Annotated in this window: 12 protein-coding genes; 5 read left to right on the top strand and 7 right to left on the bottom strand. The window is 70.7% G+C overall.

The window, feature by feature from the left end; genetic code table 11:
* Window positions 1-84 precede the first annotated feature (84 nt).
* From rsmG to BJ999_RS00665, 3 genes are all read left to right on the top strand, one after another.
* The gene (gene rsmG / locus BJ999_RS00675) at window positions 85-762 is read left to right on the top strand and encodes a 16S rRNA (guanine(527)-N(7))-methyltransferase RsmG (protein ID WP_229810073.1); all 678 of its coding nucleotides are present in this window, start codon (window positions 85-87) and stop codon (window positions 760-762) included.
* Between the two features lie 344 nt (window positions 763-1,106).
* Window positions 1,107-1,922, top strand: a complete 816-nt coding sequence (locus BJ999_RS00670; protein WP_179838254.1) for a ParA family protein — start codon at window positions 1,107-1,109, stop codon at window positions 1,920-1,922.
* On the top strand, window positions 1,919-2,905 hold the full coding sequence (locus BJ999_RS00665; RefSeq protein WP_179831434.1) for a ParB/RepB/Spo0J family partition protein: 987 nt from the start codon (window positions 1,919-1,921) through the stop codon (window positions 2,903-2,905). The genes BJ999_RS00670 and BJ999_RS00665 overlap by 4 nt, the downstream gene beginning before the upstream one ends.
* A gap of 1,332 nt (window positions 2,906-4,237) precedes the next feature.
* On the opposite strand, the gene BJ999_RS00660 is transcribed toward BJ999_RS00665, so the two are convergent.
* The 3 genes from BJ999_RS00660 to BJ999_RS00650 form a co-directional block, all read right to left on the bottom strand.
* A complete protein-coding gene (locus BJ999_RS00660) occupies window positions 4,238-4,714 on the bottom strand; it encodes a hypothetical protein (RefSeq protein ID WP_179831433.1) in 477 nt (158 codons plus the stop codon).
* A 466-nt stretch (window positions 4,715-5,180) separates the two neighbouring features.
* On the bottom strand, window positions 5,181-6,125 hold the full coding sequence (locus BJ999_RS00655; RefSeq protein ID WP_179838253.1) for a D-alanine--D-alanine ligase family protein: 945 nt from the start codon (window positions 6,123-6,125) through the stop codon (window positions 5,181-5,183).
* 24 nt (window positions 6,126-6,149) lie between these two features.
* Window positions 6,150-7,382, bottom strand: coding sequence for an aminotransferase-like domain-containing protein (locus tag BJ999_RS00650; protein ID WP_179838252.1), 1,233 nt, complete (start codon window positions 7,380-7,382; stop codon window positions 6,150-6,152).
* 261 nt (window positions 7,383-7,643) lie between these two features.
* On the opposite strand from BJ999_RS00650, the gene BJ999_RS00645 reads away from it, so the two are divergent.
* The gene (locus BJ999_RS00645; RefSeq protein WP_179831432.1) at window positions 7,644-8,261 is read left to right on the top strand and encodes a GNAT family N-acetyltransferase; all 618 of its coding nucleotides are present in this window, start codon (window positions 7,644-7,646) and stop codon (window positions 8,259-8,261) included.
* 98 nt (window positions 8,262-8,359) lie between these two features.
* Here BJ999_RS00645 and trxA read toward each other — a convergent pair whose 3' ends face one another.
* Window positions 8,360-8,674, bottom strand: coding sequence for a thioredoxin (gene trxA, locus BJ999_RS00640; RefSeq protein WP_179831431.1), 315 nt, complete (start codon window positions 8,672-8,674; stop codon window positions 8,360-8,362).
* A gap of 113 nt (window positions 8,675-8,787) precedes the next feature.
* Entirely contained in the window at window positions 8,788-9,741 is a 954-nt protein-coding gene (trxB, locus tag BJ999_RS00635; RefSeq protein WP_179831430.1) for a thioredoxin-disulfide reductase, read from the bottom strand.
* A 153-nt stretch (window positions 9,742-9,894) separates the two neighbouring features.
* Here trxB and BJ999_RS00630 point away from each other — a divergent pair, with 153 nt between their 5' ends.
* Entirely contained in the window at window positions 9,895-10,467 is a 573-nt protein-coding gene (locus BJ999_RS00630) for a dienelactone hydrolase family protein (RefSeq protein WP_179831429.1), read from the top strand.
* Between the two features lie 193 nt (window positions 10,468-10,660).
* On the opposite strand, the gene BJ999_RS00625 is transcribed toward BJ999_RS00630, so the two are convergent.
* Together BJ999_RS00625 and sigM are read right to left on the bottom strand one after the other, a co-directional pair.
* Window positions 10,661-11,437, bottom strand: coding sequence for an anti-sigma factor family protein (locus BJ999_RS00625; protein WP_179831428.1), 777 nt, complete (start codon window positions 11,435-11,437; stop codon window positions 10,661-10,663).
* Complete coding sequence (gene sigM, locus BJ999_RS00620; protein WP_229810071.1) at window positions 11,434-12,042, bottom strand: RNA polymerase sigma factor SigM; 609 nt, start codon at window positions 12,040-12,042, stop codon at window positions 11,434-11,436. Before sigM ends, BJ999_RS00625 begins: the two co-directional genes overlap by 4 nt.
* Between the last annotated feature and the right edge of the window lie 139 nt (window positions 12,043-12,181).

Genomic DNA, 12,181 nt, shown 5'->3' with positions numbered 1-12,181 from the left:
GGGTCGTCCCACCCCGGTGTCCTGTTGTCCACGGGAACGTTGCGCGTGCACGGCAGCACCAGGTTTTGTGGAACGATTCGTCTGGTGGGGACTGCACGGGAGGTATTCGGTGACGCGCTGCCGATCGCGGAGCGCTATGCGGCGTTCCTCGCCAAGGCCGGGGTCGAACGCGGGCTCATCGGACCGCGCGAGGTCGACCGGCTCTGGGAACGCCATCTGATCAACTGCGCGGTGGTCTCGTCGGCGATACAGCAGGACGCCCAGGTCGTCGACATCGGCTCGGGCGCGGGACTCCCCGGCATCGTCCTGGCCATCGTCCGGCCCGACCTGCGGATCACCCTGCTGGAGCCGCTGCTGCGGCGCACGACGTTCCTGAACGAGTGCGTCGAGATGCTGGACCTGCGGAACGTCGACGTCCGGCGGGCCCGGGCCGAGGACGTGACCGAGGAGTTCGCGGCGGACGTCGCCACGGCACGCGCCGTCGCACCCCTCGAACGCCTGGCCAGATGGGCGCTGCCGCTGCTGCGCCCGGGGGGCGAGCTCCTCGCGCTCAAGGGCGAGCGGGCCGCGACCGAACTGGAGGAGGCGGAGCCGGTCCTGAAGCGCTTCGAGGTGCGCTCGACGGAACTGCTGCAAGTCGGGCGCGGTATGGTCGATCCGCCGACAACACTCGTCCGTGTGGTCGCCGGCCGAGGAGAGGTTGTCGGGCGACGGCAGCGCGCCCCCCGGCGCGCCAAAGGGTCGAGGAAGAGGTCTTCATGAGCACGGGACCAGGACTGGGCAGGCCTGACCGCGCCGACGAATCCCCCGACGAACAGCCGTCCGGCCCGGGCGGGCTCGGCGCGGACGAGGGCGCCCCGGCGCCCGCCTCCGGGGGGACGCGGCCGGACCCGGGATCATCGCCGGGCACCGCTCCCTCCGGGCACGCGATGTGGGGTAACACGACGTCCGGTACGGCGGAGAACGTCGGCTATGTGCCGACGAACGCCGGCGCGCAGCCGCCGGGCTCGCGCACCGGACCAACTCAGGGGGAGTCAGAACTCGTGCGAGAGGCGCTGCGGGACGCCAAGGTTTCACATGAAACAGCCGTCACCGCGCTCAAGGCGATGGCGGGCCGCAGGGAACGGGAGTGGCCGCGACCCGACCGATGCCGGGTCATCACCATCGCCAACCAGAAGGGAGGCGTCGGCAAGACCACCAGCTCGGTGAACATCGCCGCCTCCCTCGCCATGCATGGCGCGCAGGTGCTGGTGGTCGACCTCGACCCGCAGGGCAACGCGTCCACCGCCCTCGGCGTCGAGCACCACGCCGAGGTCCCGTCGATCTACGACGTGCTGATCGAGGACATGGCGCTCGCCGACATCATCGTCCCGGCGCCCGAGATCCCCAATCTCTTCTGCGCGCCGGCCACGCTCAACCTCGCCGGCGCGGAGATCGAACTCGTCTCGAAGGTGGCCCGCGAATCGCGCCTCCAGCGTGCGCTGGACGCCTACGACATCGAGAAGTTCGACTACGTGCTGATCGACTGCCCGCCGTCGCTCGGCCTGCTCACCGTGAACGCCCTGGTCGGCGGCGACGAGCTGCTCATCCCGATCCAGTGCGAGTACTACGCCCTGGAGGGCCTCGGCCAGCTGATCAGGACCGTCGACCTCGTGAAGGCGCACCTCAACCAGAAGCTGAGGGTGTCGACCATCCTGCTGACGATGTACGACGCCCGGACCCGCCTCGCCGCGCAGGTCGCCGAGGACGTCCGGACCCACTTCGGCGACGTCGTCCTCAACACGGTGATCCCCCGCAGCGTCCGGGTGTCCGAAGCGCCCAGCTACGGACAGTCCGTCATGACCTACGACCCCGGTTCGAGCGGCGCCCTCGCCTACAGCGAGGCCGCCTCGGAGATGGCCCACGGAGGAGCTGTCCAGTGAGCCAGCAGCGACGCGGACTGGGCAGGGGCCTCGGTGCCCTCATTCCCACCGCCCCGCCCACGTCCGCCGAGCCGAACGGCGCGGGAGAGCCGGGATACCCCGGCGGTCCCGTCTCGGACGGCACGGCCGCTCCCGCATCGCCGCTCGAACCGGTCGCCGGAGCCCATTTCGCGGAACTGCCCGTCCGCTCCATCACGGTCAACCCGCGCCAGCCCCGCGAGCACTTCGACGATCAGGCCCTGGAGGAGCTCGCCGAGTCGATCGGCATCGTCGGGCTGCTGCAGCCGATCGTCGTCCGCAAATCCTCCGCGGAGGAGCACGACTACGAGCTCATCATGGGCGAGCGTCGCTGGCGCGCGTCGAAGATGGCCGGGCTGGACGTCATCCCGGCGATCGTCCGCGACACCGGCGACAACGACCTGCTCCGCGACGCGCTCATGGAGAACCTCCACCGGCAGCAGCTCAACCCGCTGGAGGAGGCGGCCGCGTACCAGCAACTGCTGCAGGACTTCGGCGCCACCCACGAGCAGCTCGCCACCCGGATCGGCCGGTCGCGACCGCACATCACCAACACGCTACGCCTGCTGAACCTGCCGCCCGCCGTCCAGCGCCGGGTGGCGGCGGGAGTGCTGTCCGCCGGCCACGCCCGCGCGCTGCTCTCCCTCGACAGCGTCGAGGCCCAGGAGCACGTGGCGCAGCGGATCGTCCAGGAGGGCCTCTCCGTCCGTGCACTCGAAGAGATGATCGCGCTCCGCGAGGTCGAGGACGAGCCGAAGGCGCCGCGCCAGGGCCGCCGCAAGCAGCCGGTCGCCCCCGGCCTCAGGGAACTGGCCGACCGGCTCTCCGACCGCTACGAGACCAAGGTCCGCGTCGACATGGGCCGCAACAAGGGCAAGATCGTCGTCGAGTTCGCCACCCTGGAGGACCTGGACCGCATCATCAAGTCCATGGCCCCCGACGACAACGGAGCAGACGACTCCTAGAGCCCGCCCACCCAGAGCGCCCCGGACCCTCAAGGCTCCGGGGCGCTTCTCGTTCCCGCCCCCACGTTTCCCGTGAAACATCCTCCACCCGGCGAGGGAGCTCTCCCGCAGGGAAGAGGATCCGTCCTGAGCAAGTCCGGCCCATGGCGGAACGCCTACTGCGAGGCCGCGCCTCTCTGGCCTACTCTGCCTGCCGGCAGAATCGACCGGGTCGGGATAGCGACGGCCGCCTTGCCATGCCCAGCCTCACCAGACGCGGTGGCCACCGTCTGCCCGACCTCCCACCAAACGTGCCGGTATGGCGAGGCCGGACCCAGTGGAGTTCCCGGTGCGACACCCCGTTCGGCGCGGACGGCGCGGGGGCCGGTCAGGTCGTCAGCGGGACTCGCTCGCGAAAACCCTCGCGCGGCTGGCGGGCTGACCGCCGGCTGGCGTCCGGGGGTCCGGGGGGCCGTCTATCTGAGCGGCGCGCAGTGGGCGCCCCTGCGGCCACTGCTGGGATCCCCCAGCGGCCAAGGTCGGCCGTTGAGCCGACCAAACGCCAGATCAAGAAACTGGTCAACCATCACCAAGATCATGACCACGTTTCCAGAGGACGGCAGTTCCACAGCCCAGCTCCGGTAGGCGCTCCGGCCCCCGCCATACGAGGAGCGTGTTTCACGTGAAACTGAGGGTCTCGCGTTTTGAACGCCGACTGAAGGAGGATCCCCCGCAAACCGGCGGCATGGATCCCCGGCCCCCCGACTTGTGGGGCTCGGTGGCGCGGGCGACGTGGCTGGCGGTCCCCGTGAGCACGTGGCAAAGCTCGGCTCCCACCCCTTGCGCGTGAGCAGCGTGATGGCAGATGCGGCCATCCGCCAGCGTCATCAAGCCTCTGCTGGCCGCCGAAGTCGTCGACCGCCTTTATCTGCCACGTTCGGTGGTCTCCTGGCGGCGGTGTCTGACCGGACAGGACACGGGCAGAACAGGCGGGCTGCGCGGGCACGCCGGTGCTCTGGACGGCCAGGAGTCGGCCCGCTCCCGCGGTTGAGGAGAGACAGCCATCGCAGCCGCCCATGCGGTTGGCAAAGGGCAGCCGCTCGGAGCCTCGCGGCGCGGTAGGGGTGGACGTGCGGGGCTGGCGCAGTCGCTTCTTGTCCCCGTCCTGGTAAGCCGGGCGGCCCCGCGCGGCACGGCCGCAATGTTGGTGCCTCAAAGTCTGGTGGGCAAGTTTCACGTGAAACCTGCCTACCTGTGGCCCACGGGTCCGGGCGCAGGCGGCGCATGACGCCCCAGCCGTCCCCATGGATTGCCTTGACCATGTGCCCGTGGACGCACCTCCCAGAGCCTTCGCTATGTGGACGTACCCTTCACGCGCTGCGGCCGTGAAGCGGGAACTGGGGAGCGGGACGGGCCCTGCATGTTGCGGGTGGTGCCCGTAGACGAGGGCCGCCGGCGCCTGGCGGGCGCAGAACACGCGCCGATGTGTTCGGAGAAGCCCGCTTTGCGCTCCTCAACTCTCGTCTGACGGGTGAAGGCGGTCGCCGAGGAGTAGAGGCGCGTCCTGCTTGGTCGCGCTGGCGTGGTCGATAATCTCCCATTGGCCCGGATGTTCGGCGCCATCGCGGCCGCCCGGATCAGAGCCGCCGCCATCGAAGAGAAGCTGCCCGCCGCGATCACACCCACGTCGGGGTCGCGGGCCGTCTGATCGAACTCGACATACTGGTCGGCGGGCAAGCTGCTGAAGCCGAGCGCTACGTGCGCCCCGGTGCGCACCGCAGTCCAAACGTTCTCCTCGACCGCTGCGGCGCTGGTGTACTCGACGAGCACGTCGACCGGGGCACCGCGTCCAGCGCGTCAGCGACCGGGGCCGTAGACCACTCCCGTACTCCAAGGGAGCTGACGACCTTCTCCAGGCTCTTCCTTGCCGCAGCCTTCGACGCCCCGGCGCTGAGCGTCGACTGGTCGGCCCCCTCGATCGTCGCGAGCATCGGCGGGTTGGCCGCATGCGAGGGCTGCGCTGTTTCACGTGAAACGAGGGCGGGACTGTCCTGCGAGCCGTTACGTATGTGGCGGTTTGCTGGCCTTGGTGCGCGGCGAACTTCGGCCCCCTGTGAGGAGGGGGCTTCTGGTGTCGTCGGGGGGCGGTGCCCTGCCGCCCTGCGGGTTCGAGTTCGGTCAGGTTTGCTGGGCCGTGGCTTGTGCCCTGTAGGAGTAAAGGTCGGGTCGAGAGATCGTCGTGGCCGGTCGCCATCGACCGCGCAGGCTCAGGTTGAGGCCGGTGTGCGGGACGGGGTCAGCGGAGATGGGAGCGGAGGAGGGATTCGCAGACTTCGCCCAGGTCCAGGTCGGCGACGCTGATGGCTCGGGGGAGGAGGCTGGTTTCCGTCATGCCGGGGGCGACGTTGACCTCCAGGAAGTGGACCTCGCCGTCGGGGGAGACGATGAGGTCGGTGCGGGAGAGGTCGCGTAGGCCGAGGGCGCGGTGGGCGGTGATGGCGGCGGCGGCGGCACGGGCGGTCGCTTCGGGGGTGAGGCGGGCCGGGGTGATGAACTCGGTGTCGCCGGCGTCGTAGCGGGCCGTGTAGTCGTAGCGGCCGCCGGGGGCGATGATCTCGACGGCGGGCAGGGCGGTCGGGGCGCCGTCGAGATCGATGACGCTGACCGCGACCTCGGTGCCGCCGATGTAGCGCTCGACGAGGGCGGCGTCGCCGTAGGCGAAGCAGCCGACCATGGCGGCGGACAGGTCGGACGCCTCGTGGACGACGGAGGCGCCGAGGGCCGAGCCGCCGCGGGTCGGCTTCACGAACAGCGGGAGCCCGAGGCCGCGGACGATCTGGTCGAGGACGGACGCCGCGCCGAGGTCGTGGAAGACCTCCTTCGGCAGGGCGACGGAGTCGGGCGTCCGCAGGCCCGCGCGTCGCACGACGGACTTGGCGGTCGGCTTGTCCCAGACGACACGACATGCGTCCGGACGGGCGCCGACATAGGGGACGTCCAGGAGTTCGAGGACGTCGCGGATCGAGCCGTCCTCCCCCGCCGCGCCGTGCAGGACGGGGAAGACGACGTCCGGCGGGTCGTCGGTCAGGGAGTCCAGGAGTGTCGCGTCGGCGTCGCGGAGTTCGACCGGGATGTCGCGGGCACGCAGCGCGTCGGCGACGCGTCGTCCGGAGCGGAGCGAGACCTCCCGCTCGTAGGAGAGCCCTCCGGCGAGAACGACGACATGCCCGAGTTCCAAGATGACTCCCGTTTCACGTGAAACAAGTCAGACGATGCCCGGGCCCGGCGTCTGGACGCCGGTGGACGCGCCGCCGCTGGTGGTCCCGAAAGTGTCCCGGAGACGGATCTCCTGTTCCACCACTCCGGCCAGCCGGCGGACGCCCTCGCGGATCCGGTGCGGCTCGGGGAAGCAGTAGGACAGGCGCATGTGCCGATGGCCGGTGCCGTCCGCGTAGAAGCCGGTACCGGGGACGTAGGCGACGCGCTCGGCGATCGCGCGGGGGGCCATCGCCTTGGCGTCCAGCCCCTCGGGGAGGGTGAGCCAGACGAAGAAGCCGCCGGCGGGGTGCGTCCAGGTGCAACCGTCGGGCATGAGTTGGTCAAGGGACTCCAGCAGCGCGTCACGGCGCGTCCGGTACAGCTCGCGGAAGTCCTTGATCTGCTCCCGCCACGGCTGGGTGGTGAGGTACTCGCGGACGGCGAGCTGCGAGAAGTTCGACGGGCACAGGATCGCGGACTCGGCGGCTAGCACGAGCTTCGCCCGCACCGCGTGCGGCGCCAGCACCCAGCCGACGCGGAGCCCGGAGGCGATCGTCTTCGAGAACGAGCCGAGGTAGATGACGCGGTCGGCGTCGTCCGCGCGCAGGGCCCGCATGGGCTCGCCGTCGAAGCCGAGGAGCCCGTACGGGTTGTCCTCGATGATCAGCACGTCGTACTCGGCGCAGATCTCCAGGATCTGGGCGCGGCGGGCCGTGGTGAGAGTGACGCCCGCGGGGTTCTGGAAGGTCGGGACGGTGTAGAGGAACTTGACGCGGCGTCCCTGGGCGCGGAGGCGGGAGAGCGTCTCGCGCAGCGCGGACGGCACGAGGCCGCCCTCGTCCAGCGGCACGTGCACCACGTCGGCCTGGTAGGCGGCGAAGGTGCCGAGCGCGCCCACGTAGGACGGGGCCTCCGCGACGACGACGTCGCCGGGGTCGACGAAGATCTTCGTAATGAGGTCGAGCGCCTGCTGCGCGCCGACGGTGACGACGACGTCCTCCGCGGACGCCTGGACGCCCTCCAGGGACATGACCTCGCAGATGTGCTCGCGGAGCTGCTCGTCGCCCTGGGCGGAGCCGTACTGGAGGGCCTCGGCGCCCTTGCCGGCGACGAGTTCGCCGATCATCCGCCCGACGGCGTCGAGGGGGAGCGCCGAGACGTAGGGCGCGCCGCCCGCGAGCGAGACCACCTCGGGGCGGGCGACCATCGCGAACAGGGCCCGGATCTCCGACGGCACCATGCCGGCGGCACGGGCGGCGTAGCGATCGGCATAGGCATCCGTACGCGAGTGCTGTTCCACGAGGCCACCTCCGAGGCGATTCGGCTTCCCTGCAAACTACGTCATGACCACCGCGGCGAGACGCGTGGGTGTGGCGTGCCGCGGCATTGGGGAAACTCCTGTCCGATACGATGCCCGCGGGTCCCGGATGGTTGCCGGGAACTTCCGCCGCCACGGGTCCCAGGCCGGCGGGCGAGGATCGCAGCAGGGGGTGCCGACCCGGTGTCGCGTCGTCTCGTCAACATCACGCTCGACAATCTCGATGATCTGCCGCACCGCTGCCGCGGCTGCGTGTTCTGGGAGCTGGACCCGGTGAGCCGGGACCGGGCTCAGGAGAGCGGCGACGCGGGCCTGGAGAAGGAGGCGTGGGTCTCCTCCACCCTCCTGGAGTGGGGCAGCTGCGGCAAGATCGTCTACGTGGACGACGTCCCGGCGGGGTTCGTCATGTACGCCCCGCCGCTGTACGTGCCGCGTTCGGTGGCGTTCCCGACGAGCCCGGTGAGCGCGGACGCGGTGCTGCTCATGACGGCGCACATCCTGCCGGAGTTCTCGGGCGGCGGCATCGGCCGGATGCTCGTCCAGGGAGTCGCGAAGGACCTGACGCGGCGCGCCGTGAAGGCGATCGAGGCGTTCGGCGACCTGAAGGGCGAGGAGGGCGGGTGCATGGTGCCCGCCGACTACCTGCTGTCGGTCGGGTTCAAGACCGTCCGGCCGCACCACCGGTACCCGCGGCTGCGGCTGGAGCTGAAGTCGGCGCTGTCGTGGCGTGAGGACGTCGAGGTGGCGCTGGAGCGGCTCCTGGGCTCCATGACACCAGAAGGGGCGCTACGGCCCGTCTGAGGCCCTCTGAACGGCGCGTGGCCCGCACTCCGGGTTCGGAGGTACGGGCCACGCGTTTCGCGCTCGCCGCGGGAGACGGGAGGCGGTTCGGAGAAGGCTCAGATGAACTCGGCGAGATCCCTCAGCAGGGCCGCCTTCGGCTTGGCGCCCATGATCTGCTTGACGACCTCTCCGCCCTTGTAGACGTTCATCGTCGGGATCTGCATGACGCCGTACTGCTGCGGAACCTGCGGGTTCTCGTCGATGTTCAGCTTGACGATCTGGAGCTTGTCGCCGTGCTCCTTGGAGATCTCCTCCAGGATCGGCGCCACCATCCGGCAGGGGCCGCACCATTCCGCCCAGAAGTCGACGAGAACGGGCTTGTCGCTCTCCAGGACCTCGGACGCGAAGTCGGCGTCGGTCACGGCTTTCATCGGTCTCCTTCGGTTCTCGCGTGCGGGCGGGGACGCTCCCCCGCCCGTGCAGCCCACCGCGACGGCTTCGGCCCGGCGTCCGCCGGGCCGGCGTCGCAAGGCCGGTGGGGCGGTCAGGCTTGCGGGACGGTCTCGGCGGCGTCCTGGTCCTGCAGCCAGCGCTCGGCGTCGATGGCGGCCGAGCAGCCGCTGCCCGCGGCGGTGATGGCCTGCCGGTAGATGTGGTCGACCACGTCGCCGCAGGCGAACACGCCGGGGATCTTCGTCCGCGTCGTGGGTGCGTCGACCAGCAGGTAGCCGTCGGTGTCGGTCTCCAGCTGCCCGGCGAACAGGTCGCTGCGCGGGTCGTGGCCGATCGCGATGAACAGCCCGGTGATCTCCAGGGCGGACTCCGCGCCGGTCCTGGTGTTGCGGACCGTCACGCCGGTCACCCGGTCGTCGCCGTGGATCGCGGCGATCTCGCTGTCCCACAGGAACTTGATCTTCTCGTTGGCGAACGCCCGGTCCTGCATGATCTTGGACGCGCGCAGCTCGTCCCGCCGGTGCACCACGGTCACCGAGCGAGCGAACTTGGTCAGGAAGATCGCCTCCTCCATCGCGGTGTCGCCGCCGCCGACGACGGCGATGTCCTGCTCGCGGAAGAAGAACCCGTCACAGGTGGCGCACCAGGAGACGCCGCGGCCGGACAGCCGCTTCTCGTCCGGCAGCCCCAGCTCGCGGTATCCGGAGCCGGTCGCGACGATCACGGTCTTGGCGAGGTAGGTCTCGTCGCCGACCTTGACGACCTTCGGGTCGGCGGTCAGGTCGACCTCGGTGACGTCGTCGGTGATGAGCTCGGCGCCGAAGCGCTCGGCCTGCTTGCGCAGGTTGTCCATCAGGTCGGGGCCCATGATGCCGTCGGGGAAGCCGGGGAAGTTCTCCACGTCGGTGGTGTTCATCAGCGCACCGCCGGCCGTCACCGAACCCTCGAACACCAGCGGCTTCAGGTCACCGCGGGCCGCGTAGACGGCGGCCGTGTAGCCCGCAGGACCGGAGCCGATGATGATGACGTTACGGACGTCGCTCACAGTTCTTGCCTCTCCTCGTTGGCCGTCGGTGCCGCTCCGAGCCGGCCTCACAGTCGCGTCAACCGATCCTAGGGCCCGCTGATTCCCCGGTACGCGGCGCCGGGCCGCCCACCAGCGGCACGAGGGTCCGGGCGGCGCTCTAGGCTGTGGCCCATGGCACGCATTCTCCTCCTCCACTCGATGTACGGGCTCCGGCCCGCGGTGCACCAGGCGGCCGACCGGCTCCGTGCCGCCGGGCACGAGGTGCACACCCCCGACCTCTACGACGGGCGCGTCGTCGACGACGCGGAGGCCGGGATCGAGATCAAGGACGAGATCGGGCGGGACGAGCTGCTGCGCCGCGCCGTCGTGGCGGCCGCGCCGCTCACCGGGGAGGGCGGGCTCGTCTACGCGGGGTTCTCGCTCGGCGGATCCATTGCCCAGAACCTCGCGTTCGCCGACGACAAGGCGGCCGGGCTGCTGCTGATGCACGGCACGTCCGACATCGCGGAGGACGCGTCCACCGACATCCCGGTGCAGCTGCACGTCGCCGATCCCGACACCTGGGAGCCCGTCGACTGGCTCAACGCGTGGTACCTGCAGATGCGCAAGGCGGGCGCTGACGTGGAGGTGTTCCGCTACCGCGGTGCGGGCCACCTGTTCACCGACCCGGACCTGCCCGACCACGACGCCGAGGCGGCCGAGCGGGCCTGGACGACGGCCCTCGACTTCCTCGCCTCCCTCTGACGACGCGCCCCGGTCGCCGCAACCGCCGAGAAGCCCGGCACTACTGCCGCTGCTCGACGAACTTCGCAGGAAGTCCGGGCGTCCCATAGAGAGCAGGACGTCTCGGGCAGCCCATGTGCCATGTGAGAGGCCATGGACGGGGTCGGCCGTCCATGGCCTTCAGATATACGGGCGCCCGGTCAGGGCTTGGCGGTCAGGCGTTCTTCAGCTGCTTCAGCAGGTGATGGGCCTGCGGGGAGCAGTCCGGTCCGACGACCCAGATGTTCCGCTTGCCCGGCCGGTCGCCGTTCACCGCGATGATGATCGCGGGCTGTCCCTCGTATTTCGCCTGGTCGACGAGCAGAAGCGACTGCTCGCCGGCGACGCCGGTGACGCAGCCGCGGAGCCGCGGGTCGGGCGCGGCGGCCTCCGAGCGCATCTTCTGCTCGCCCGTCACGATGCCGCCGACCTGATCGCCCAGCGTGCCCGACCGGTAGTCGGTGCCGCTCTGGGCGACCTTGAACGTGGGCGCGGGTTCTCCGGGAGCCACCTTCGGCACCCCCGAGCCCGAGCCGGGATCGGTCAGGGAGCGGTGCGGGGCCGGGTGCCGTGCCGCGCTGTCGCTGCTGCTCGCGCCGTCCATCGCGATCTTGCCGACCGTCGCTCCGCCGCCGAGCACGACCACCGTCGCCGCGGCCGCCGACAGTATCCGCCAATGCCGCCTTCCGCGCCGTTGCTCCAGGCTCGCCACGGTGGCGGTGTGCATCGACTCCGCCGCGATGGCGGTGTCGATGCGTTCGGCCAGTTCGGCGGGCATGGACGGCACCGGGGCCTCCGCCAGGATCCGGGAGACGTCCGCAAGGTCGGCGGACAGGTCACGGCAATCGGCGCAGGTTTCGAGGTGTGCGTTGACGGAGGCGGCTTCGTCGTCTTCGAGAAGTCCCTCGGCCAGGTCGGCCAAGACGTCGTAGTCAAGGTGCGCGGGGTTCACTTGGGCATGCCACCTCCTTCCACACCTCCGACGTTCCTGGGCTCGCGTCGGTTCCGGTGGTGGACGAGAAGGGGCGCGAGCCGGGCGCGGCCCCGCGCGCACCGGCTCTTGATCGTTCCGGGCGGAACCTCCATGACCTGCGCGGCGTCGTCGACGGAGTAGCCCATCATGTCGACGAGGACGAGGGCGGCCCGCTGCTCGTACGGAAGCTGCTCCAGGGCGGTGCGGACGTCGAGGGAGACGCCGTGCGCGTCGGTCGGGTCGGGCATCTTGGGCGCGACGGCGTCGAACGTCGCGTCGTCGCCCATCGGCGTCGCGGGACGGACGGACTTGCGCCGGACGCGGTCGAGGCAGGCGTTCACCACGATGCGGTGCAGCCAGGTGGTGACGGCGGCGTCCCCGCGGAACCGTCCGGCGGCGCGGAAGGCCGAGAGGCACGCGTCCTGCAGCGCGTCCGCCGCCTCCTCCGGGTCGCCCAGCGTGCGCAGCGCGACCGCCCACATGCGGTCGCGGTGGCGGTGCACGAGTTCGGCGAAGGCGTGCGGATCCCCCTGTGCGTGCCGGGCGAGGAGCTCCTTGTCGGGTACTTCGCCTACGCGAGGCATGCTCACCGACGTCATGAGCGACCGCTTTCTCGTTCGGGACGCCCGGCCGGCGCCGGGCATCCGCGACCGGCTGCTGAGGTAGGCACCACGTGATCCTGGGGGGCGAGGGGACAAACTGCTCACAGGCACGATACAGACA

Origin of the sequence: Actinomadura citrea (genome assembly GCF_013409045.1) — a bacterium.
Lineage (GTDB): Bacteria > Actinomycetota > Actinomycetes > Streptosporangiales > Streptosporangiaceae > Spirillospora > Spirillospora citrea.
The sequence above is the reverse complement of the archived record's forward strand: the minus strand, read 5'-3'. Positions and strand labels throughout refer to the sequence as shown.